A 23,119-nucleotide genomic window follows, 5' to 3' on the forward strand; every position below is an offset into this window, starting at 1 on the left:
NCTGGGGGTCGCTGATCCTGTTCATGGCGCGGGAGTACCGCGCCGAGGTCACCGGGGTCAGCCCGGCCGGACGCCAGCACGAGTTCATCGCAGGCCGCGCCGCGGAGCTGGGCCTGACCGACCTCGTCTCCACCCGTGTCGGGAAGTTCGCCGACGTCGAGCTCCCGGCGCGCTCGTTCGACGCGGTCACCATGCTCGGCTCGATCGTCCACATGCCCGACGTCGACGGGGCGGTGCGTCGCGCCCGGTCCATGCTGCGCCGCGGCGGCCACTTCTACGTGTCGGAGAGCTGCTTTCGCAACGCCGCGGCGCGCGACGAGTTCGATCGCCGCGCCGGCACCGAGTTCGTCCGCAACTCCATCTTCGGCTGGGGCGACATGCGGCCGCTGTCGGAACTCGTCCGCGCCGTCGAGGACGCCGGCTTCTCGGTGACGAGCGTCGACGACCTCACCGACGACTACCGCCGCACGATCGACGACTGGCTGGCCCGCGTCGCCGCCGGCGCGGCGGCGATCGACGACCTGCGCCCGGGCACGGCGGCGGAGCTGACCCGCTACCTGGAGGTCGCGAACGCCGGATGGGGCTTCACGACCAAGCACTACGCGCTGGTCTGCCGCAACGCCCGCTGACCGGAGGAACGCTGACCGGAGGAACGATGACGACCACGACCGAGCCGTCCACCCCGAGCGCCACGACGATCCCGACAATCCCGGCCCGGTCGGTCGGGCTGCCCGCCGAGGACCTCGACCGGGCGGTCACCGCCTTCATGACCGCCTCCCCGGTGACCCGCCGGTGGGACGTCGAGACCGCCTTCGACTGGGCGGCGGNCGACGCCGACCGGCTCACCGAGGGGCAACGTTCCGCCGTCCGGTTCATCACGTTCATCGAGGACCACCTGCCGGGCTACTTCGCCCTCTACGGCAGCCGGTTCCCGCTCGACAGCGACGTCGACGTCGAGACGTTCCTGCTCAACCGCGAGATCTACCACTTCACGGTGCGCTGGGCGCAGGAGGAGGACAGCCACGCCCGCGCCCTGTTCCGCTACCAGGTGGAGTCGGGCATCGCGCAGCCGGNGGCGCTGCGCCGCGAGCTCGCCGAGGAGGGGCGCAAGCAGTTCGCGCTGCCCCACGAGCATCCGGCCGCGCTGTTCGCCTACACGCTCGTGCAGGAGAAGGCCACCCAGATCTACTACCAGAACCTGCGGGCCGTCGTCGGCGACCCGGTGCTCGCCGAGGTGCTGGGCCGACTCAGCCGCGACGAGGCCCGCCACTTCACGTTCATGGCCGACATGGTCGACCTCTACCTGCGCCGCTACGGCGACGCCGTCGTCGAACCGATCAGGGAGGCCATCGCGCAGTTCCGGATGCCGCTGGCGGACACGCTGCGNGGCTACTGGCGCTGGGCGCTGCGGATCGCCGACACCGCCCACTACGACCACACCGAGGCCTACGAGCACCTCGTCCGGGTCGTGCGCCGCGCGGTGGACGCGCCGTCCGACCGCGTCGACGAACTGGCCAGCTTCGTGCGGGCCTGCCGCGCGACGGACCCGACCCCCGCGCCGCGGTAGCGCGGTGCCCAACCGCCCGCCCCCACTCCAGGAGCCCGCCGTGGACCTCGGCACCGACACGTCCTCCGTCCTGGCCGCCGGTCCCGCGACGGCCCTGACCCCGNCGGCGGCTCTCACCGTCGACCAGGCGGCGCTGAACATCTTCGACCCCGCCTGGCATCACGACACGTTCCCGAACTACCAGGTTCTGCGCGAGGCCGGCCCGTTCGCNCCCGGCCCGCTGGGCCTGCGGCTGGTGACCCGCTACCGGGAGGTCGAGGCGATCCTGGCCGACTCGGCGTGGAGCCACGCCGAGGAAGGCGCGATCATGCATCCCGACAGCGACGGCTCGGACCTGCCGACGTCGTTTCTGTGGATGGAACCGCCGGACCACACCCGGATCCGCCGGCTCGTCGGCAAGGCGTTCAGCGCGCGGCGGATCGAGGCGCTGCGCGCGCGGGTCACCGAGGTCGCGGGCGGGCTCGTCGACGCCGCGATCGCCGCGGGCGAGGTCGACCTGGTCGAGGCGATCGCCTACCCGCTGCCGCTGACGATGATCGCCGAGCTGATGGGCGTGCCGGTGGCCGACCACGCGGCGGTGCGGTCGATGTCCTTCGGGCTCGCCCGCGGCCTGGACCCCGACGTCCTGCTGTCCCAGGCCNAGATCGACCTGCGGCGCGAGTCCGCGGCGGCGTTCCGGGAGTACTTCACCGATCTCGTCGCCCGCCGCCGTGCCGACCCGGCCGACGACCTTGTCAGCGCGCTGGCCCTGGCGGAGGCGGAGGGCGATCGGCTGACCGCCGACGAGATGCTCTCGACCCTGGTGGTACTGCTCGTCNCCGGCCACGAGACGACGGTGAGCCTGATCTCCAGCACGTTCCTGATGCTGATGCGTCACCCCGACCAGTACGCGGCGCTGCGGGCGCGGCCGGATCTGGCGGCGCCGGCCGTGGACGAGCTGATGCGCTACTGCACCCCCTCGCACCTCACGACCCGGGTCGCCACCCGCGACGTCGAGGTGCTCGGTGAGCAGTTCGCCGCCGGCGACGGGGTGATCATCCTGCTCGCGTCGGCGAACCGCGACGCCGGGCGCTACGCCGACCCCGAGCGGCTCGACCTCGCCCGGTACGCGGGCGGCGCCGCGGTGCCCCGCCACCTCGCCTTCGGCCGCGGGCACCACTACTGCATCGGCGCGCCGATGGTGCGCCTGGAGATGGAGCTGCTGCTGCGGACGTTGGCGCGGCGCGCTCCCCGGCTGACGCCGCTGGTCGACCCGCCGCCCTACCGTCCCAACCTCGTCGTGCGGGGCATCGCCGAACTGCCGGTGCGGATCGACGGCTGAGACCCGCAGCGCCGCCCAGCCGGGTGTGACGGGGCTCACGCCGCTTGTCAGGCGTCCGACACTCCGGTGACGTGCGGCGGGAAGGTGCGGTTCACCAGAGGTTATCTGGCACCGTTAGGCTTGCGCTCGACGCCCCTGTGGAGGTGGCAATGGAGTTGCGGCACCTGGTGTCATTCCTTGCTATCGCGGACGAGCTGCATTTCGGCCGCGCTGCCGCTCGACTACATCTTTCGCAGCCATCCCTGAGTCAACAACTACAACGACTGGAACGAAGTCTCGGTGTCGAGCTGGTGGCCCGGACGTCCCATGATGTCCGGCTCACCGCCGCCGGAAAGGCCTTCGAGGCCGAGGCGCGGGCCATCATCTCGCAGATGCGCAAGGCCACCCACACCGCCCGCGAGGTCGCGGCCGGCCGGACCGGGGTGGTGAGCGTCGGGTACAACTTNCCCGGCGGCCAGCACGTCGTCCCGGCCGCACTCACGAAGATGTCGGCCGACTACCCCGACGTCAGCGTCACGCTGGTCGAGCAGCGCACCGGTCCACAGCTTTCCGCGCTCNCCGCCGGCGATCTCGACATCGCCATCGTCTACGGCCGTCCGACCTCGCCCGAGTTCCGCTCCCGGCGGCTTTTCCGGGTGCCGCTCGTCGCGGTCGTCGGCCATGGGCACACGTGGGCGGGTCGCGGTGGCATTCCCTTCGGGGAACTTGCCCGCCAACAGTGCGTCCTGTTCGCCCGGGAGAAGAGCCCGGCGATGTACGACGCGATCCAGGCGGCCGCCGAGGCCAGCGGCATCACCCTGTCGGTCGCCCACGAGGTGGACGACCCGAGTGCGACAGCGATCGTCGTGTCGGTGAAACCGCTGGTCGGGTTCGCCTCGGCGTCGCGCGGGCTGCACATCGGCTCCGCGGTCGGGGGCCCGCGGCCGGCCGCCGTCCAGCTCTACGACCCGGTCCCCACCCTGGACCTCTACGTGGTCTGGCGGGCGGCGAACTCGGCGCCGCTGGTGGACATCTTTGTCGACTGTATCGAGGCCGCCCGGCCGTTCCAGGTTCCAGCATACGGACGTGCCGAATCAAGAGTGAGGCGATAGGAAAGGCCGACCGTTCATTCAGGGAAAGCGCCTTGCCGCGTTCTCGGAATAATCCGAGACTCGGGCGTGAAAAGCTGAAACGCACTTCAGGAGTGCGGATGGCTGCGTCCGCGCCACGCGGAAAGGTGATGACGAGTGCAGAAATCCACCTCGGCCGGCGGTCCCGTCCTGCCGGACGACCAGGGCCTCTGGTCCGTGGTCGACCGGGGCGCCCAGGCGCACCCCGAGCGGCCCCTGCTGGGCCGTACCGACCTTCCCGGCGAGGCGATCCACGAGATCAGCAGCGGCGAGTTCGCCGAGCAGGCCCGGGCGGTGGCGNCCGAGCTGCTGGCCCTCGGGGTCGCGCACGGCGACCGGGTCGCCGTCATGGGGCGCACCGGCTACCACTGGGTGCTGCTGAGCGTCGCCGCCCTCGGCGTCGGCGCGGTGATCGTCCCCGTGTACCCGACGGCCTCGCAGGTGCAGGTCCGCCACGTCCTGACCGATTCCGGCGCCGCGTGGGCGTTCGCCGAGACCGACGAGCAGGTGCGGCAGGTCAGCGAGGCCGGCGCCGCCGAGCTGCGCCGCCCGGCGTGGCGCCTGGGGCAGGTCGACGACTGGGTGGCCGCGGCGGCGGGCTCGACCGATGCTGCGGCCGACGCCGACGCCGACGCCGACGCCGGGGCGCGCCGCGCCGCGCTCGACGAGGAGTTCGTCCAGCGGTCCGGCAAGGTCCGCGCCGACGACCTGGCAATGATCATCTACACCAGTGGCACCACGGGCCTGCCGAAGGGCTGCATGCTCACCCACCGCAACATGTTCGCCTCCTCGGCGGGCACGGTGGAGCAGACCGGCGAGCTGTTCCGGACCGCCCCCCAGGATGGACCCCGGGGCGCCCAGGACGGCGCCCAGGACGGCACGCTGGCCCCGGCGCAGGCCACGACGGCGCTGTGCCTGCCGCTGTCGCACGTGTTCGGCCAGACGATCTTGTTCGCCTGCCTCTACGCGGGGACGCGCACCGTCCTGCTCCCCGGGATTCCCGAGCTGCTGCCAGCGATGACGCGGATCCGCCCGACGTTCCTGGCCCTCGTGCCGTACGCGCTGGAGAAGATCCGCAAGCGGGTCCGGGACCTGCCCTCCGACGACGTCTCCGCGGCGTTCGGCGGTCGGCTGACCCAGGTGATCTGCGGCGGCGCCTCGCTCGACGACACCACCGCGGCGTTCTTCGCCAGCGCGGGCGTCACCGTGCTGAACTGCTACGGCCTGACCGAGGCCGCCACGGCGGTCACGGTGAACGCCCCGGCCACCAACCGGCGCGGGACCGTCGGACGGCCGATCCCGGGAACGACGGTCGCGATCGCCGACGACGGGGAGGTGCTCGTCCAGGGCGCCAACGTCTCGCCCGGCTACTGGTCGGCCGGTGAGCGCGCCGTCGGCCGCGACGCCACCGGGCCGGGAGAGGACCGCTGGCTGCACACCGGCGACGTCGGCCACCTCGACCCCGACGGCTACCTGGTCATCACCGGGCGCCGCAAGGAGATCCTGGTGACCAACAGCGGCAAGAACGTCGCGCCGACGCCGCTGGAGGACCGGGTCCGGCTNCACCGGCTGGTCAGCAACTGCATGGTCGTCGGGGAGGCCCGCCCGTTCGTCTCGGCGCTGATCACCGTGGATCCGGCGCCGCTGGCCGTCTGGGCGGAGGCGAACGGCGTACCGCTCGACGGTGGGCAGGACTGGCGGGAGCACCCCCGGCTGCTCGCCGAGCTCCAGCTCGCCGTCGACGACGCCAACAGCCTCGTCTCCCGGGCCGAGTCGATCCGAAAGTTCCGCGTGCTCGACGGCGACTTCACCGTCGAACGCGGACATCTCACACCTTCCATGAAGCTTCGCCGCGCGATCATCGAACGGGAATTCACCGAGGCGATCGCCTTTCTTTACCAGTGATCTGCACCACTCGATTGAGTGGCCTTATCGGCCGATGAGATGTCGGCCGGTCCGTTGACCAGCGATCTGACCTGTCAGCACCATGACAAGGTAGCCGGCCCGCACGCTGCGCTGCCGGCCGCCGGGCGGCCGCCGGCGGCCTACAACCGGGAGGACAAATCCATGTACGACGTCATCGTGGTGGGCGCACGCTGCGCCGGATCGCCTCTGGCGATGCTGCTGGCCCGGCGCGGGCACAAGGTGCTCGTGGTGGACCGCGCCACTTTTCCGAGTGACACCGTCTCCACGCACTACATTCATCAGGCCGGTCTGTCCCGACTTCAGGACTGGGGCATTCTGGACCGTCTCGTCGCCACCGAGCCGCCGGCGATGCGGCACCTGACGTTCTCCTACACGGACATCTTTCTCGAGGGTTTCGCGGACCCGATCGACGGAATCACCGAGGTGTATTCCCCGCGCCGGACGATCCTCGACGAGATCCTCGTCGACGAGGCGCGCAAGGCCGGTGCCGAGGTCGTCGAGGGCTTCACCGTCACCGACGTGATCTTCGCCGACGGGCGCGCCGCCGGCGTGCGCNGACGGATCGGCGACGGCCCGGAACGCGAGTTCACCGCCCGGTTCGTCGTCGGTGCCGACGGCCGCAACTCCACCGTGGCGGGCCTGGTCGGGGCCGAGATCTACCGGTCCGTCCCCGCGGCGTGCTTCGTGTACTACTCGTACTACGACGGGCTGGACTGGACCTTCCAGCACCGCACCGGCTTCGGTCAGCAGCAGCTCGGCGCGTGGCCGACGCACCACGGTCAGCACCTCGTCGCCGTCATGCGCCGCAAGGAGCGGATGCGGGAGTTCCGGGCGGACGTCGAGGGCAGCTTCCACGAGATCATCGACCAGGTCGTGCCCGAACTCGGCGAGGACCTGCGCGCCAACGGAAAGCGGGCGGAGAACTTCCGCGCCATGGCCTACCCGGACAACTTCTACCGCCGTTCCGCCGGCCCCGGCTGGGCGCTCGTCGGCGACGCCGGATACCACAAGGACCCGTTCACCGGCTGGGGTATCACCGACGCGCTGAAGTACTCCGAGGTGCTCGCCGAGAAGCTGCACGAGGGCCTCTCCGGTTCGCGCCCGACCGACGAGGCGGTCGAGGAGTACACGAAGATCCGTGACGCCGAGAGCAACGGCACCTTCGAACTCACCTGCAGCCTCGCGGAACTCAGCCTCACCCCCTACTACGACTCCGTGTTCCGCGCCACCAGCATGAGCCCGGAATACACGACGAAGTTCTTCGGCCTCATCGCCGGCGGAATTCCCGGCGAGGAGTTCTTCGCCCCGGCGAACCTCGAGCGGCTCTACGAGGACGTCAACATGCCGGCCGACCGAAGGATTGTCACCCGATCCTGACAGCCGCCGTTCTGCCGCGCGCCACCTGCGCGCCGACCGCCACGAAAGGCACGAAAGGGAAGGGCCCGCAGATGCCCGCAGTCAGGTTCACGGCCCTCGGCGACAGCTTCGTCGAGGGTCGCGGTGACGTCGCCGCCGACGGTTCCTACATCGGCTGGGCCAGCCGGTTCGCCCGCCGGATGGGCGTGCCCGCCCGCGAGGTCCGCAACCTCGGCGCCTACCAGACGACCACGCAACAGGTCGTCGACCGGCAGTTGCGCCCGGCCCTGGCCCGCAAGTCGCCGCTGATCGGCGTGGTGGTCGGCGTCAACGACCTCGTCCAGGACTTCGACCCCGACCGGTTCGCCCGCAACCTCGACACGATCTTCCGGTCGCTGGCGGGCCTGGACACCACGGTGTTCACCGCCAGCTACCCCGACATCCCCGCGAACCTGCCGCTGCCGGAGGAGTTCCGCGGCCTGCTGCGCGAACGGTTCGTGTTTGCGAACACCGTCCTCGCCGAGGTGTGCGCGGCGACCGGGACGCTGCGCCTGGACATCGCCGTCCACGCCGACTGGGCCGGGCGGCGGCTGTGGAGCCCCGACGGCCTGCACCCGAACGCCGAGGGACATCGCCTGTTCGCCGAGCAGATGGCGGACCTCGTCGAGCGCACGTCCTGGCTGACGNCTGCCTGAGCCGCACCGCCCGCCGGCGTCGCCCGGCAGAGAAGGGAAGATCGTGACCCAGCCAGCGCTCCCCCTGAGCCCGTCCGAGCCCGACGGTTTCGACGACCGTCGGCTCGCCCGGACCCCGATCGCGATTGTCGGCATGTCGGGCCTGTTCCCGATGGCCCGCAACCACCGCGAGTACTGGCAGAACGTCGTCGACGGCGTGGACTGCACGACCGAGGTGCCCTCCTCGCGGTGGGATCTGAACGACTACTACGACAGCGACCCCGCCTCGCCGGACAAGACCTACTCGCGGCGCGGCGCCTTCATCCCGGACGTCGAGTTCAGCCCGCTGGAGTTCGGCCTGCCGCCGAACCAGCTCGAGGTCACCAGCACGATGCAGACCCTCAGCCTCGGCGTCGCCCGTGACCTGCTGCGCGACGCCGGCGCCCGCGACGCCGCGGGGGTGGACGCGGACTGGTACGACTCGGGCCGCACCGGCGTCGTGCTCGGCACGACCGGCCCGGTCCCGCTCATGCACCCGCTCGCGGCCCGGCTGTCCACGCCGGTGCTGCGCGCGGCGGTGCGCAGCTGCGGGCTGAGCGAGGCCGACGCCGACGCGATCAGCCGCAAGTACGTGGAGGCCTACGCACCCTGGGAGGAGAACTCCTTCCCGGGTCTGCTCGCGAACGTGGTGGCCGGCCGGGTCGCCAACCGGCTCGGCCTCGGTGGGATGAACACGACGGTCGACGCGGCCTGCGCGGCGTCGCTGTCCGCGGTCCGCCTCGCCGTGGCGGAGCTGGTCGACGGCCGCGCCGACACGATGATCACCGGCGGCGTCGACACCGAGAACACGATCTTCATCTACATGTGCTTCTCGAAGGTCCAGGCGCTGTCCAAGAGCGGCACGATCAGCCCCNTCTCCGACGACGCCGACGGCACCCTGCTCGGCGAGGGCATCGGCATGCTGGCGCTGCGCCGCCTCGCCGACGCCCGTCGCGACGGCAACCGCATCTACGCCGTGATCCGTGGGATCGGCTCGTCCAGCGACGGCCGGTCCAAGAGCATCTACGCTCCCCGCGCCGAGGGGCAGCGCGTGGCGCTGGACCGTGCCTACCACGACGCGGACTGCTCGCCGGCGTCGGTGGAACTGTTCGAGGCCCACGCCACCGGCACCGCGGTCGGCGACCGCACGGAGCTCACCGCGCTCGGCGGCCTGCTGCGCGACGCCGGTGACGAGCGCAACTACGCGGCGCTGGGCAGCGTCAAGTCCCAGATCGGGCACACCAAGGGCGCCGCCGGCACCGCCAGCCTGATCAAGCTCGCCCTCGGCCTCTACCACAAGGTGCTGCCGCCGACGATCAACGTCGAGCGGCCGAACAGCGCCGTCGACTTCACCGACGCCCCCTTCTACGTCAACGTCGCGAACCGGCCGTGGATCCGCGACCCGCACCGCCCGGCGCGCCGGGCCGCGGCGTCCGCGATGGGCTTCGGCGGGACGAACTTCCACGTGGTCCTCGAGGAATACTCGGGCGACCGCTCGGNCGTGCAGGTGCTGCACCGCACGGCCCGCGCCCACCTGTGGCACGCCCCGGACGTCGCCGCGCTGGTGGAACTGCTGCGCTCGGGCGCACCCGGCGGCGACGGGCCGATTCCGGCCGACGCCGCCCGCGTCGGCTTCGTCGCCGTCGACGACGAGGGCGTCGAGGAGCTGCGCGCGCTGGCGCTCGCCCAGCTCGAGCGGGCCCCGGACGCGACCGAGTGGTCGCATCCCCGCGGCGTGCACTTCCGCCGCACGGCCCGGCGAGGCGTCACCGTGGCCGGCCTGTTCGCCGGGCAGGGCAGCCAGTACCTCGACATGGGTCTCGACGCCGCGATCGGTGTCCCGCCGGTCGGCGCCGCCTTCGACGAGGCCAACGCCGCGTTCGACGGCGCCGAGCGGCGCCTCGCGCCGATCGTGTTCCCGCCGCCGGTGTTCGAGGCCGAGCTGCGCCAGGGGCAGGAGACCGCCCTGCGCGCCACCGAACACGCTCAGCCGGCGATCGGCGCGCTCTCGGTCGGCCAGCTGCGCTACCTGCGCGACCTCGGCCTGCGACCGGCCGGCTACCTGGGCCACAGCTTCGGTGAGCTCACCGCGCTGCACGCCGCCGGTGCCCTCGACGCCGCCGGCTACTTCCGTCTCGCCCGCGAGCGTGGCCTCGCCATGGCGCCCCCCGCGGGCGACGCCGGCGGCGACCGGGGCACCATGGCCGCCGTCCCCGCCGACCGCGACCGAGTCACGGCGATGCTGGCCGAGCACCCCGACCTCGTCATCTGCAACCACAACGCCCCGGAGCAGGTCGTCGTCGGCGGGCCGACCGAGGCGGTCGCCGCCTTCGTCCGCCGCTGCGCCGACGAGGGCCTCGACGCCCGCCCGCTGCCGGTGTCCGCCGCCTTCCACACCCGCTACGTCGCCCACGCCGTCGATCGCTTCGCCGCGGCGCTGAGCACGGTCGGGATCGGCGAGCCGGCCGCCGCCGTCTACTCCAACACCCGCGGCGCGACCTACGGCGCGGACGCCGCCGCCAACGCCGCCGTGCTCGCCCGCCAGCTCCTCGAGCCGGTGGAGTTCGTCGACGCGGTCCGCGCCGCGCACGCCGCCGGCTGCGACGTCTTCGTCGAGTTCGGCCCGAAGCAGGTGCTGACCCGGCTCGTCCGCCAGATCCTCCCCGACGCCGACGTGGTGGCGATCCCCACCGACGCCGGCCCTCTCGGCAACTCCGACGTCGCGCTGAAGCAGGCCGCCGTCCAGCTCGCCGTGCTCGGCGTCGAGCTCGCCGGCATCAACCGCCACCAGGCCGACCCGTTCGAGGCGATCCCCGCCAAGGGCCCGACGGTGACCCTGTCCGCGCCCGAGTACACCCCGCCCGCGCGCCGGGCGGCCTACGCCGCGGCCCTCGACGACGGCTACCGCATCACCGCCGCGGGCGCCCCCGCCGCGCCCGCCCTGCCCGCCCCCCGGGCCGAGTCCACGTCCGAGGTGACCACGGTGGAACACGTCCCCACCGGCGCGACCGGCGCCGAGCTGACAGGCGCTGGGGTGAACGGCGCAGGTGTGGACGGTGCCGGCATCAACGGTGCCGGCCTCAACGGTGCCGGCATCAACGGCGCCGGGACTCATGGTGCCGGCGTGAACGGTGCCGGCGCGCACCACAGCCTGACCGACGCCGGCCCGCTCGAGCACGCACCCGTGAACGGCGCTGGAGTCAACGGCGCGGGGATCAACGGCGCCGGTACCGGCGGCGCGGGCCGCAACGGCGCCGGCTACCTGCCCGAGCCGGTGGCGGCCCATCACCCGGGACCCCTCCCGGCCGACGGGGGAGCCGGCCTGTCCGCCAGTGCGGACATCCTCGCTCAGCAGGTCAGCCTGCACGCCGTCTACCTGGACAGCCAGCTCGACGTGGCCAACCGTCTCGTCGGCGCGCTGCAGGAGTACCAGCGCCGCGGCCAGACCGACGAGCGGTTCACCGACGCGGTCGCCACCGTGGCCGGCCAGAGCGTCGCCATCGGCCAGACCCACACCCGTGCCAACGAGGTGCTCGCTCAGCTCGCCGCGCTCGAACTGGCGACGGCCGACCCCGGCGCCCCTGCGCAGGGCGGCGGACCCCGACCCGCCCTGCCGGCCTCACTCAGCCCGGCCTCGTCCAGCGCAGCACCGGTCGCTCCCCGCGAGTTCCCGACGACCNGGGCGGCGCTGACCGTGGCCCCGATCGCTGCAGCCCCCATCCCCACGGCCCCGTTCCCCACGGCCCCCATCGCCGCGGCGCCCATCCCCACGGCGCCCCCGGTCCATGCTCCGTCGCCGCTCGCCACTGCGGCCCCTGCTCCTGCGCCCCTCCCGATACCGGCCCAGCCGGCCACGCCGGACGCTTCCGGCACCGGCGTCCTTGATCGTGAGGCGGTGCGGGGTGCGTTGGTCGAGGTGGTGGCGGAGAAGACGGGCTATGCGGCGGACATGATCGATACCGGGATGGATCTGGAGGCCGATCTCGGGGTTGATTCGATCAAGCGGGTGCAGGTGTTGGGGGCGTTGCGGGAGCGGTTCCCGCAGTCGCCGACGGTGGGTCCGGAGCAGCTTGCGGAGCTGCGGACGTTGGACCAGATCGCCGACTTCGTCGCCGCCGCGCCGCCCGGATCATCCGGATCACCAGCCGCGTCCGGCGGCCCGGAGGCAGGTGGTGTCGACCCAAAAGCCGGTGAGCCGGCCGGGGCGCCGCGCCGGACCGTTCGGCTGGTGACCCTGCCCGGAGTCGACCGGCTCGACCGCCCGTACGCCGAGTCCCCGGTGGCCGTCGTCGTCCATCGCGGCGACCCGGGTGCGGGACCGATCCTCGACGGCCTGCGGACGCGGGGGTGGACCGTGCGAGAGGCCGACCTCGACGCCGCCACCCCCGGCGGCCCGGCCGTGCCGACCTCCGACGACGTCGAGCGGACCCTGGCCGCCGCGTTCGAGGGGCGGACAGATCTCGCCCTGACGGTCCTGACCCCGCGCGCCGACCGGGACGACGCCGACCGGGACGACGCCGACCGGGACGGCGGCGACTGGGAGCATTCCGTGGCCGTGCTCGCGGAGACCGTCCTGGTCGCCCGGCACGCCCACCTGTCGCTGTCGGCGACCGCCGCGGGCGGCTCCCGCGCCGCGTTCGTCACCCTCACCCGCCTCGACGGCGGGCTGGGGCACCATGGCACGGCCGGCGCGGCCGCGTCCCTGCTCGGCGGGGTCGGCGGGGTCGTCAAGACGCTCGCCGCCGAGACTCCGGAGCTGTTCTGCCGGGCCGTCGACATCGCGCCGGGCCTCGCCGGGGAGACCGTCGCCGAGCTGCTCGACGCCGAGCTCCACGACGTCGCCCGAGACACCCCCGAGGTCGGCATCGACGCCGCCTCGGTGCGCCGGACCGTCGTCCCCGGCCTGTTCGACCCCCTCGCGGCGGCCGACCCGGCCGACGCGAACCTCGGCGCCACCGCCTCCGGCACCGCCACCGACGGCGCCTCCGATGGTGCTGCGGAGATGGTCACCGTCGGCGCGGACGACGTCCTCATCGTCTCCGGTGGGGCCCGCGGCGTCACGGCGCTGTGCGTGCGCGCCCTCGCCGAGCGCGCCCCCGCCCGCTTCGTGCTGCTCGGCCGGTCGGCCCTGGCCGACGAGCCCGACTGGGCCGCCGGCGTCGCCGACGACGGGCTCAAGACCGCCGTGATCGCCAGGCTGCGGGCGGACGGTACCCGCCCCACCCCACGCGAGGTGGAACGCATCTACCAGGGGCTGCTGGCCCAGCGCGAGATCCGCGCGACGGTGGCGGCGATCGCGGCCGCCGGCGGGCGCGCCGAGTACGTGGCGGTCGACGTGACCGACGCCGATGCCCTGCGCGCCGCCCTCGCCGAGGTGCGCGGGCAGGTCACCGGGGTGGTGCACGGTGCGGGGGTACTCGCCGACGCGCTGCTGCCCGCCAAGACCGCAGCGGACGTGGCCCNGGTGTTCGCGCCGAAGCTGACCGGGCTGCGGGCACTGCTCGACGCCCTCGACGGCGCCCCGCTGCGTCACCTCATCCTGTTCACCTCCGTCGCCGGGCTGTACGGCAATCCCGGCCAGGCCGACTACGCCGCCGCCAACGAGGCCCTGTGCCGGGTGGCCGCGGCGATGCGCCACGACCGTCCCGACTGGCACGTCACCGCCATCGACTGGGGCGCCTGGGACGGCGGCATGGTGACCCCCGCCCTGCGGGAGCTGTTCCAGGCGCGCGGCGTCGAGCTGCTGGCCCCCGACGCGGGTGCCCGCGCCTTCGCCGACGCGTTCCGCCCCGACCGCGCCGGGGAGGTGTGCGTGCTCGTCGGGCCGGGCCGCTCCCTGGCGGACCCGACTGCGGCCGGCGGGCCGGCCGTGCGTGCCCGCCGGCCGCTCACCCCGATCGTCGACCACCCCGTCATCGCCGCCCACCGCATCGGTGCGCATCGGGTGCTCCCGGCGACGTTCGGCCTCGGCTGGATGATCAATATCGTCGAACGGTCCCACCCGGGCCGCCGCGTCGTCGAGGTCCGCGACTTCGCGGTGCACAAGGGCATCGTGTTCGACGGCGCGTCACCCGACGGCGCGCGGGTCGAGGCGGAGCCCGCGGTCCCGGGTGACGCGGGCCGGCTGCTGGTCCGCGTCGCGGTCCGCGCCGACGGCTCCGGCCGGCTGCCCGTGTCGCACTACGCGGCGACGTTCGTGCTCGCCGCCGCCGAACCGAGTCCGGTCCGACCCGGCCCCGCGGTACCCGGCTGGCCCGGCTACCGGCTGGGGGAGGGCCCGCCCGACGCCCTGGCCATCTACACCGAGGGCACCCAGTTCCACGCCCCGCGCCTGCAGGGCATGCGCCGGGTGCTGGCCCGCGGCGCCGACCGGCTGGTCCTCGAATGCCAGCTCGACGACGACCAGGACCTGCGCGCCGCGTTCGGGGGCGCGCTGCACAGCCCGGTCCTCGCCGACGTGCTCCTGCAGGGACCGCCGGTGCTCGGCAGGGCCCTGCTCGGCCAGGCCTGCCTGCCGCTGGGTATCGGCCGCGCCGAGTACTTCCATCCCCTGCCCGACGCCGCGCCCTTCGTCCTCGTACTGGACGGGGCGCGGGTGGACGCCGGCGGTGGCACGGCGACCGTGACCGCCACCGCCTGCACCCCGGACGGCGCCGTCCTGGTGCGGTTCGCCGACGTCACGGTCGCCGCGACGCCCGGCATGGCCGCAAAGTTCGCCGAGGCCGTCCAGGCCTGGCAGCAGACCCCCGTCGCGGACCCCACCCCGACCGCGGACCCCACCCCGACCGACAACGAGGACGTCCCGTCATGACCGTGGTCGACCAGGCCCAGCGCCTCGACTTCGTCGGCGAAGCGTTCGACCCGCTGGCCTTCGCCGCACCCGCCCCGGTTCCCGCTTCCCCGCCTCCGTCCCCGACCGCCCCGTCCCCCGCCGACACCAGCTCCACCGAGATCAACCCCACCGAGACCAACCCCACCAGGACCAACCCCACCGAGCTGATCCGGCACCTGCGGGCGACGACCGCCGCGGCGCATGCGAGTGCCCTGCGGGCCCAGGCCGCCCTGCAGCTGCGCGTGCTGGCCGGGCTCGACGGCGGCCCGGCACGTCCGGTCGGGCGCGCCGCCCTCCCGGCGGCCCCTGCCCTCCCGGCGGCCCCTGCCCTTCCGGCGGCCGGCGCCCTTCCGCCGGTCCCAGCGGTGCCCGTCGGACTGCCCCCGGCCCCGGTGTGGCCCCGGGTGACGACCGAGGCGTCGTTCAAGCCGTTGGCCCGCAGCGCCGTGCGGACGTTGGGCGCCGCCGACCTCGACCGGTTGGCCCGGGGCGCCATCGCCGACGTCCTCGGCCCGCCCTACGACCAGGACGGCCACGACCGCTCGGTGCGCCTCGCCGCCGACGGCGGGCTGCTGCTGGCCGCCGTCGACGCGATCGAGCTGCGCGGCGGACGCCCCGGGCGGGGCCTGGTCCGCGCCCGGCTCGTCGGCCCCGCGCCGCACGGCGAGGGCCTGGTCGAGGCCGCGGCTCAGGCCGCCCGCCTGTTCGCGGTGTACGTCGGCCTGCACCTGGTTCTGCTCGACGCCCACTTCGTCGACGGCGCCGCACCCGGCCTGCAGGTCGACCCGGGCGGCATCGGCTCGGGCGAGCTCGAACTGGTCCTCGAGGTGACCGACGTCGATCTGGTGCCGCGGCCCGCGCTGCGCGCCGACGCCGAGATCCGCGCGGTCGGCGGCGACCAGGTGCTCGCCCGCGTCACCGACGTCACCGTCGGCCTGCGCGAGGGCGCCGGCCGACCGGTAGGACCCGGGCCGGGCGGGACGACGCCGGTCTGGCTCGGCCGCAAGAACCGCTTCGGCGACCGGGCGATGCTCAGCGAGTTCCACATGGCCCACTTCTGCCGCGGCGACCAGGAGATCGCTCTGGGCCCGGAGTTCGCCGGCTACACCGGCCGCAAGGCCACCCGGCTGCCGTCGGGCGGCCTGCTGCTCGTCGACCGGGTGCTGGAGGTCCACGGCACCCGCGGCGATCCGGCGTCGCTGGCCGGCGGCGCCTGGCACGTCACCGAGTACGACGCGCCCGCGGACTCCTGGTACTTCGCCGACACGGCGAACGCCTCGATGCCGAACTGCGTCTACATGGAGACGTCGCTGCAGGCGGCGCTCATGATCGGCTACTACCTGGGGGCGACGCTCGGTGACCCGGCGGCCTCGGTGAGCCTGCGCAACCTCGGCGGGACCGCGCGCGTGCTGCGCGAGGTGGACCTGCGCGACGCCACCATCCGCCAGCACTCGACGCTGCTGTCCACCACCGACATGCCCGGCTCGTCGCTGCAGAGCTTCGCCTACACCCTGTCCGTCGACGGCGAGCCGTTCTACGAGGGCGAGACGATGTTCGGCTACTTCAGCGACGCCGCACTCGCCAACCAGACCGGCCTGGACGCCGGCCGGTCGGTGCCGACCTGGCTGGAGGCGACCTCGCCGCGGCCGGCGACCCGCNCCCTCGACGTCGCCGCCCGCCGCGCCGACCCGGGCGCGCCCCTGGTCGCCCGTGACCACCTCGCCCTGCTGGACACCCTCGACGTCGTCGACGGCGGCGGCCGCTACGGCCAGGGCTACCTGCACGCCGTGCGCCCGATCGACCCGAACGACTGGTTCTTCGCCCGCCATTTCCACCTCGACCCGGTCATCCCCGGCTCCCTCGGAGTGGAGACGGTGATCCAGGCGATGCAGGAGTGGCTGCTCGACTCGCCGCACGCCGAGGGCCTGGTCGACCCGGCCTTCGTGCTGCCGGTGGACGCACCGTTCACGTGGAAGTACCGGGGGCAGTTCCTGCCGACGGACGGGGAGACCCGCCTGGAGGTGCACCTCAAGGAGGTGCGACGCGCCCCCGGCCGGGTCCGCGTCACCGCCGACGCGAGCGTCTGGAAGCCGGGGTTGCGCATCTACGAACTCATCGACGTCGCCGTCGAACTGCGCACGGACGGAGCCGCCTCATGGTGACGCCCACGACCACCGAGGCGAGCCGGCACGCGGCACCGCCGCCGGCCGACGCGGGCGACGGTCTGGCGCAGGTGCAGCGCGACCTGCTCGCCCTCGACCTGGCCTGCTACGTCCTGCGCGACGGCCAGCAGGTCCGCACGAGCACCGACGCGACACAGGTGGGCCGNGTCGTGGCCGGCGGCGGCCAGGTGCTCGCCGCCGTCGGGCCGCGTCCGGCGCACGCGCTCGGCGACCCGGAGTTCCGCCGCGCCCACGGCGTCCGCTACGCCTACATGGCCGGGGCGATGGCCAACGGCATCGCCTCGGCGAGCATGGTCGCCGCGCTCGCCCGCGAGGGCTACCTCGCCTCGTTCGGCGCCGCCGGGGTGCTGCCGGCCCGCGTCGACGCCGCGCTCGCCGCGATCGGCCGGGACGCGCCCGCCAGCCCCTTCGCCTGCAACCTCATCCACAGCCCGAGCGAGGCGGCGCTGGAGGCGGCCATCGTCGACGCCTGCCTGCGGCACCGGGTGGGGTGCGTCGAGGCGTCGGCGTTCGTCGAGCCCACCGCGCAGCTCGTCCGCTACCGGCTCGCCGGCCTGCGCCGCGACCGGTCCGGCCGGGTCGAGGCCGCCCACCGGGTGATCGGCAAGGTGTCGCGCGCCGAGGTCGCCGAGCGGTTCCTGCGCCCGGCGCCGCCCGAGCTGGTCCGCCGGCTCGTCGAGACCGGCGACGTCACCGCCGAGCAGGCCGAGCTCGCCCGCGAGGTGCCGCTCGCCGACGACCTCACCGCCGAGGCGGACTCCGGCGGCCACACCGACCGCCGGCCGCTGCTGGTGCTGCTGCCGGAGCTGCTCGCGCTCGCCGAGCGGATCCGGCGCGAACAGGGCTACGCCGCGCCCGTGCGGGTCGGCGCGNCCGGGGGCATCGGCACGCCGGCCGCCGCGGCGGCGGCGTTCGCCCTCGGCGCCGCCTACGTCGTCACCGGCTCGATCAACCAGAGCTCCGTCGAGGCCGACCAGTCCGACACCACGAAGCGGCTGCTGGCCGCGACCGGCGTCGCGGACACGGTGATGGCGCCGTCGGCGGACATGTTCGAGCTCGGCGTGGAGGTCCAGGTGCTGCGCCGCGGCACCCTGTTCCCCGGCCGGGCGCGTCAGCTCTACGAGCTCTACCGCACCTACGACGGCGTCGACGCGCNGCCCGGCGACGTCCGGGCCACCCTGGAGACCCGGGTGTTCCGCCGCTCGCTCGACGACGTCTGGCAGGACTGCGTGCGGTACTTCTCCGAACGCGACCCGGACCAGATCACCCGCGCCGCCGACGACCCCCGGCGACGGATGGCGCTGGTGTTCCGCTGGTACCTGGGGCGTTCCTCGGGATGGAGCATCGCCGGGGACGCCGAGCGCGCCCCCGACTACCAGGTGTGGTGCGGGCCGGCGATGGGCGCCTTCAACGGCTGGGTCGCCGGCACCTACCTGGCCCAGGTGGGCAACCGCCGGGTCGCCGACCTGGCCGGTCACCTGATGCGGGGGGCGGCCTACGCCGACCGTGTCGCGGCGCTGCGCGCGGCCGGGCTGCGCCTGCCCGCCGCCGCCGCGGCGTACCTGCCCGCCCCACCGCAGAACGACCCAGCCGTCACGAGAGGCAGCCAATCATGACGCTCGAGGCCACAGCGCTCGAGGCCACCGCGATCGAGGCCACCGGGATCGAGGCCACCGGGATCACGGCCACAGCGATCGAGCCCACCCCCCGGCGGAGCCCGGGATCGTCCTGGCTGCTCTGCGGTGGCTGCGGCACGATGCTCTACGAGCGGCGGTTCGCCCGCGAGGGGCGGGTCTGCGCCGACTGCTCCTGGCACGCCCCGATGACCATCCAGCAGCGTCTCGACCTGCTCCTCGACGCCGACTCGGCGCGGCCGGTCGACGTGCCGGCGATCGACGGCGACCCGCTGGAGTTCACCGACACCCGCCCCTATCGCGACCGGCTGCGCGACGCCCGCGCGAGCACCGGTCTCGACGAGGCGGCGGCGTGCGTGCGCGGCACCATCGACGGCAACCCCGTCGTGGTCGTCGTGATGGACTTCCGCTTCCTCGGCGGCAGCCTCGGCGCCACCGTCGGCGAGGTGTTCACCCGGGGGGCCGAGCTCGCCCTGCGCGAACGCACCCCCCTGCTGACCGTCACCGCCTCCGGCGGGGCGCGGATGCAGGAGGGCGCGATCGCCCTGATGCAGATGGCCAAGACCAGCCAGGCCCTCGGCCAGCTCGACGAGGCCGGCATCCTGACCGTCTCGCTGATCACCGACCCGACCTTCGGCGGCGTGGCCGCCTCCTTCGCGACGCTGGCCGACGTGATCATCGCCGAGCCGGGGGCGCGGCTCGGGTTCGCCGGGCGTCGGGTGATCGAGCAGACCATCCGCCAGACCCTGCCCGAGGACTTCCAGACCGCCGAGTTCCTGCTGACCCACGGCGTCGTCGACCTCATCAGCCCCCGCCGCGAGCTGCGGGCGAACCTGGCCCGGCTGCTGTCGGTGTCCAGCCGGCGCGCCGACGGCATCCCCCGCCAGGCGGGGCGCCCGGACCGCGCGGTCGTCACCGACCCCGAGCAGCTCGCGCGGCGGGACGCCTGGGAGAGTGTGCGCGCCGCCCGGCGGCTGGGCCGACCGACGACCCTCGACTACGCCGCCATGATCCTTGAGGACTTCACCGAGCTGCGCGGCGACCGGATGTCGGCCGACTGCCCGGCGCTGGTCGCGGGCCTGGGCCGGCTCGACGGGGTGCCCGTCGCCGTCCTCGGTACCCAGAAGGGTCACACCGCCGACGAGCTGCGCTACCGCAACTTCGGGATGCCCACCCCGGCCGGCTACCGCAAGTCCGCCCGGGTGATGCGGCTGGCCGCCAAGCTCGGGCTGCCGGTGATCACCCTGATCGACACCGCCGGTGCCTACCCCGGCGTCGAGGCGGAGGAGCAGGCCCAGGCCGTCGCGATCGCCGAGAACCTGCGGCTGATGGCCGGTCTGCCCGTGCCGGTCGTCGCCGTCGTCACCGGCGAGGGCGGCAGCGGCGGCGCGCTCGCGCTGGCGTTCGCCGACCGTGTCCTGATGTGCGCGAACGCCGTCTACTCGGTGATCAGCGCAGAGGGCTGCGCGGCAATCCTCTGGAAGAACCCGGCGGCCGCGCCGACCGCCGCCGCCGCCCTGCGGGTCGACGCCCGCGAGCTGCTGCGCCTCGGCGTCGTCGACGGCGTCATCCCCGAACCCGACGGCGGCGCCGACGCCGACCCGGCCGGAACCGCCGCCCGCCTGCGGGAGGCGCTGCGCGGCGCGCTCGCCGACCTGCTGCCGCTGGACCAGATGAACCTGGTGACGCGCCGACGCGCCCGGTTCCGCCAGTTCGGCGTCGCGACTCCGGCACCGGCGACGGCACCGGCAGCGAGCGACGACGCGCACGAGTCCCAGACCGACCGGAGCGTGGAGGCCACCCGATGACGACCGACTCGACGGCGATCGACCCGACGGCGATCGACCAGGTAACGGGAACGACCGGCGACGTCGACCTGGACAACGGCGACGGCAGGGTGCCCGCACCGGCCGTGGACGCCGTGGTCGCGGTGCTTGGCGCCCACGTGCTGGAGCTGGCCGTGCGGGCACGGGTCGCGCCGAGCCACGTGCGCGTGTCGGCCGGCAACGTCAGCGTCGAGATGGGCTGGACGAGCACGGGCGCGGGGTTCGTGGAAGCACCGGTCCCGTCCGCGCGGACCCGCTGGGCCGCGCCCTCCGCCCCCGTGGCACCGGCAGCACCCGCGGCGGTGCCTGCCGCCCAGGCGGCGGTGCCCGCCGCCCCGGCCGTGGCTGCGCAGCCCAGTGAGCTGGCGGCGCCCGAGGAGGCCGGGACGTTCCCGCTGGGCTCCCCGTCGGTCGGCATGTTCTACCGCGCGCCGGAACCCGGCAAGCCGCCGTTCGTCGCCGAGGGCGACGCGGTGCGGGCCGGTCAGCAGGTCGCGATCGTCGAGGCGATGAAACTGATGATCCCGATCGAGGCGGAGCGGGCCGGGCGGGTCCTGCGGATCCTCGTGGAGGACGCCACCGCCATCGAGCACGGGCAGCCGCTGTTCCTGCTCGCGCCGCTGGACCAGGCCCCGAACGGGAGCCGTTGATGTTCACGAGCGTGCTGGTGGCCAACCGGGGCGAGATCGCGCTGCGGGTCGTGCGTACCTGCCGCGAGCTCGGCATCCGCACGATCGTCGCGCACTCGGCCGCCGACCGGGACTCCGCGGCCGTCCGGCTGGCCGACGAGTCGGTGCAGGTCGGCCCCGGTCCGGCGAAGCGCAGCTACCTCAACATCCCGGCAGTGGTGGAGGCCGCCCGGACCCGCGGCGCCGAGGCCATCCATCCGGGCTACGGCTTCCTGTCGGAGAACCCGGAGTTCGCCGAGGTCTGCGAGGACGAGGGGATCGTCTTCATCGGGCCGCCGGCCGACGTCATGGCCCGACTGGGGGACAAGGCCGTCGCCCGAGGGATCATGCGCGACGCCGGCCTGCCGCTGCTGCCGGGCAGCCGCGATGCCCTCGACGGCCCGGACGCCGCCCTCGCGCTCGCCGGCGACATCGGCTACCCGCTGATCCTCAAGGCCGTCGCCGGCGGCGGCGGTCGTGGCATGCGCGTCGTCCACGACCGCGCGGACCTGCCCGCCGCCTACGCCGAGACCCGGGCGGCGGCGCTGGCGGTGTTCGGCGACGGCCGGCTCTACCTGGAGCGCTACCTCGAATCCGCCCGCCACGTCGAGATCCAGGTGCTGTGCGACAGCTATGGCAACGGCGTCCACCTGGGTGCCCGCGACTGCTCGCTGCAGCGGCGCCACCAGAAGCTCGTCGAGGAGTCCCCGGCGCCCGGGGTGGACCCCGACGGCGTCGCCGAGCTGGGGGAGGCGGCGGTGCGCGCGGTGCTCGCCGCCGGCTACGTCGGCGCCGGCACCGTGGAGTTCCTCTACGACCCGGCGCGCGGGGCCTACTACTTCATGGAGGTCAACTGCCGGCTGCAGGTCGAGCATCCGGTCACCGAGATGGTCACCGGCCTCGACCTGGTCGCGGAGCAGCTCCGGGTCGCGGCGGGCGAGGAGCTCGGCTACACCCAGTCCGCCGTCACCGCCCGCGGCGTGGCGATCGAGTGCCGGGTGAACNCCGAGGATCCCACCCGGGACTTCCGCCCCACCCCGGGGCTCGTCACCGAACTGGACCTGCCCGGCGGCCCGTTCGTCCGCGTCGACACCCACCTGAGGGCCGGCTACCGGATCCCGCCGCTGTACGACTCGCTGCTGGCCAAGGTCGTCGTCTGGGCGCCGGACCGCGACGGCGCCATCGCCCGGATGCGGCGCGCGCTCGCCGAGACCCGCGTCGTGGGCGCCGGCGTGGCGACGACAGCGGGTTTCCTCGCCGACGCGCTCGACCACCCGCGCTTCCGCGCGGCCGAGCACGACACCTCGCTCGCCGCGACCCTTCTCGCCCCGGCCGAGTCCCGAGTGGCCTAGCCGGAACCGGTGGTGCAGAGGCCCTTCGGTTCCACGGTTCCGCGGAACCGGCCCCGCGGTTCGCTCCTCAGGGGTTGAGGAGGGCGTGGATGGAGTCGAGGAGGCTGAGTCGGCCGCCGTCCTCGGTGTGGATGGCGGTGGCGGTGACGTGGCGGGTGGCGCGGGCGAGCATGGTGGCGGGTTCGGGGCCGGGGAGGATGGGTGGGCCGTCGGTGAGGGCGCGGCCGTCGGGGATCCAGGCGGTGACGGTGCCGTCCGGGGTGCGGTCGAGGTGGATGTGCTCGTCGTGGATGGCGTGGTGGTGGGCCGTGCAGAGCAGGAGTAGCCGGTCGATGTCGGTGTCGCCTCCCTCGACCCAGTCGGTCAGATGGTGTGTCTGGAGCCAGCGGGTGTGTCCGCAGCCGGGGTACTGGCAGCGGCCCTGGTCGCGGGCGTACACGGCGTCGCGGAGTCGGGGGCCGGGGTGTCGCTGGCGGCGGCCGAGATGCAGGGGGTTGCCGTCGGGGTCGGTGAGCAATGCGCGGATCATCCCGTCGCAGCCGAGCCGTTGCACGACCTGCGGGGACAGTCCGATCCCNCCGTCAACCCCGGCCCAGGCTCCGATCCCGATCAGTGGTGTCGCCGGCAGCCCG

The 23,119-nt window shown here is 74.1% G+C and carries 11 protein-coding genes and 20 pseudogenes; 29 read left to right on the forward strand and 2 right to left on the reverse strand.

What is annotated here, in order from left to right; genetic code table 11:
- Position 1: 1 nt before the first annotated feature.
- From UK94_RS09315 to UK94_RS45615, 29 genes and pseudogenes are all read left to right on the forward strand, one after another.
- Positions 2–629: pseudogene (locus tag UK94_RS09315) on the forward strand (class I SAM-dependent methyltransferase); the annotation flags it as partial.
- Positions 630–655: 26 nt separating this feature from the next.
- A pseudogene (locus UK94_RS45510) lies at positions 656–827 on the forward strand (acyl-ACP desaturase); the annotation flags it as partial.
- A 1-nt stretch (position 828) separates the two neighbouring features.
- Positions 829–1,073, forward strand: a pseudogene (locus UK94_RS45515) (acyl-ACP desaturase); the annotation flags it as partial.
- Position 1,074: 1 nt separating this feature from the next.
- Positions 1,075–1,386, forward strand: a pseudogene (locus tag UK94_RS45520) (acyl-ACP desaturase); the annotation flags it as partial.
- Position 1,387: 1 nt separating this feature from the next.
- Positions 1,388–1,567 (forward strand): annotated as a pseudogene (locus UK94_RS45525) (acyl-ACP desaturase); the annotation flags it as partial.
- A 649-nt stretch (positions 1,568–2,216) separates the two neighbouring features.
- Positions 2,217–2,384: pseudogene (locus UK94_RS73250) on the forward strand (cytochrome P450); the annotation flags it as partial.
- Position 2,385: 1 nt separating this feature from the next.
- Positions 2,386–2,888, forward strand: a pseudogene (locus UK94_RS45535) (cytochrome P450); the annotation flags it as partial.
- A 149-nt stretch (positions 2,889–3,037) separates the two neighbouring features.
- Positions 3,038–3,333, forward strand: a 296-nt coding sequence (locus UK94_RS45540) for a LysR family transcriptional regulator (RefSeq protein WP_235487182.1), incomplete at its 3' end; no start/stop codon positions are given.
- A gap of 1 nt (position 3,334) precedes the next feature.
- Positions 3,335–3,445, forward strand: a pseudogene (locus tag UK94_RS45545) (LysR family transcriptional regulator); the annotation flags it as partial.
- 1 nt (position 3,446) lies between these two features.
- A pseudogene (locus tag UK94_RS45550) lies at positions 3,447–3,979 on the forward strand (LysR family substrate-binding domain-containing protein); the annotation flags it as partial.
- A 135-nt stretch (positions 3,980–4,114) separates the two neighbouring features.
- Positions 4,115–4,297: pseudogene (locus UK94_RS45555) on the forward strand (long-chain fatty acid--CoA ligase); the annotation flags it as partial.
- A 1-nt stretch (position 4,298) separates the two neighbouring features.
- Positions 4,299–5,559 (forward strand): annotated as a pseudogene (locus UK94_RS09335) (AMP-binding protein); the annotation flags it as partial.
- Positions 5,560–6,064: 505 nt separating this feature from the next.
- A partial coding sequence (locus UK94_RS45565) for an FAD-dependent monooxygenase (protein WP_235487183.1) occupies positions 6,065–6,478 on the forward strand: 414 nt, incomplete at its 3' end.
- A 1-nt stretch (position 6,479) separates the two neighbouring features.
- Positions 6,480–7,300 (forward strand): annotated as a pseudogene (locus UK94_RS09340) (FAD-dependent monooxygenase); the annotation flags it as partial.
- Positions 7,301–7,371: 71 nt separating this feature from the next.
- On the forward strand, positions 7,372–7,965 hold a 594-nt coding region (locus UK94_RS09345), incomplete at its 3' end, for an SGNH/GDSL hydrolase family protein (RefSeq protein WP_235487185.1).
- Positions 7,966–8,017: 52 nt separating this feature from the next.
- Positions 8,018–8,866 (forward strand): beta-ketoacyl synthase N-terminal-like domain-containing protein (locus UK94_RS45570; protein WP_268761265.1); only part of this gene is annotated, 849 nt, incomplete at its 3' end.
- Position 8,867: 1 nt separating this feature from the next.
- Positions 8,868–9,491 (forward strand): annotated as a pseudogene (locus UK94_RS45575) (6-deoxyerythronolide-B synthase); the annotation flags it as partial.
- 272 nt (positions 9,492–9,763) lie between these two features.
- The coding region (locus tag UK94_RS45580; protein WP_268761277.1) for an acyltransferase domain-containing protein at positions 9,764–11,671 on the forward strand (1,908 nt) is incomplete at its 3' end.
- A 237-nt stretch (positions 11,672–11,908) separates the two neighbouring features.
- Positions 11,909–13,454: KR domain-containing protein (locus UK94_RS45585; RefSeq protein ID WP_268761278.1), on the forward strand; the 1,546-nt coding region annotated here is incomplete at its 3' end.
- A gap of 1 nt (position 13,455) precedes the next feature.
- Positions 13,456–14,803: pseudogene (locus UK94_RS45590) on the forward strand (polyketide synthase dehydratase domain-containing protein); the annotation flags it as partial.
- Positions 14,800–16,482: beta-ketoacyl synthase (locus UK94_RS09355; RefSeq protein WP_235487187.1), on the forward strand; the 1,683-nt coding region annotated here is incomplete at its 3' end. The pseudogene UK94_RS45590 and the gene UK94_RS09355, both read left to right, overlap by 4 nt.
- A 1-nt stretch (position 16,483) precedes the next feature.
- Positions 16,484–16,986: pseudogene (locus tag UK94_RS45595) on the forward strand (beta-ketoacyl synthase); the annotation flags it as partial.
- Between the two features lie 188 nt (positions 16,987–17,174).
- Positions 17,175–17,879, forward strand: a pseudogene (locus UK94_RS45600) (2-nitropropane dioxygenase); the annotation flags it as partial.
- 1 nt (position 17,880) lies between these two features.
- Positions 17,881–18,162 (forward strand): annotated as a pseudogene (locus UK94_RS45605) (2-nitropropane dioxygenase); the annotation flags it as partial.
- A 1-nt stretch (position 18,163) separates the two neighbouring features.
- Positions 18,164–18,623 (forward strand): annotated as a pseudogene (locus tag UK94_RS45610) (2-nitropropane dioxygenase); the annotation flags it as partial.
- Positions 18,620–20,449 (forward strand): acetyl-CoA carboxylase, carboxyltransferase subunit beta, encoded by a 1,830-nt coding sequence (gene accD / locus UK94_RS09365; RefSeq protein ID WP_055749500.1) that lies wholly within the window; start codon positions 18,620–18,622, stop codon positions 20,447–20,449. The pseudogene UK94_RS45610 and the gene accD, both read left to right, overlap by 4 nt.
- Positions 20,446–21,117, forward strand: a complete 672-nt coding sequence (locus UK94_RS09370; protein ID WP_055749501.1) for a biotin/lipoyl-containing protein — start codon at positions 20,446–20,448, stop codon at positions 21,115–21,117. The genes accD and UK94_RS09370 overlap by 4 nt, the downstream gene beginning before the upstream one ends.
- On the forward strand, positions 21,117–22,139 hold a 1,023-nt coding region (locus UK94_RS09375; protein ID WP_235487189.1), incomplete at its 3' end, for a biotin carboxylase N-terminal domain-containing protein. The genes UK94_RS09370 and UK94_RS09375, both read left to right, overlap by 1 nt.
- Before the next feature lies 1 nt (position 22,140).
- Positions 22,141–22,487 (forward strand): annotated as a pseudogene (locus UK94_RS45615) (acetyl-CoA carboxylase biotin carboxylase subunit); the annotation flags it as partial.
- A gap of 67 nt (positions 22,488–22,554) precedes the next feature.
- On the opposite strand, the gene UK94_RS45620 reads toward UK94_RS45615, so the two are convergent.
- Positions 22,555–23,064 (reverse strand): HNH endonuclease signature motif containing protein (locus UK94_RS45620; protein WP_235487192.1); only part of this gene is annotated, 510 nt, incomplete at its 5' end.
- 1 nt (position 23,065) lies between these two features.
- Positions 23,066–23,119 (reverse strand): annotated as a pseudogene (locus UK94_RS45625) (hypothetical protein); the annotation flags it as partial.

This window comes from Frankia sp. AvcI1 (genome assembly GCF_001420875.1).
Classification (GTDB): domain Bacteria; phylum Actinomycetota; class Actinomycetes; order Frankiales; family Frankiaceae; genus Frankia; species Frankia alni.

What these genes read in the sequence shown, in the direction of transcription:
- accD (WP_055749500.1), top strand. Translation starts at nt 18,620, where the DNA reads ATGACGCTCGAGGCCACAGCGCTCGAGGCCACCGCGATCGAGGCCACC.
- UK94_RS09370 (WP_055749501.1), top strand. Translation starts at nt 20,446, where the DNA reads ATGACGACCGACTCGACGGCGATCGACCCGACGGCGATCGACCAGGTA.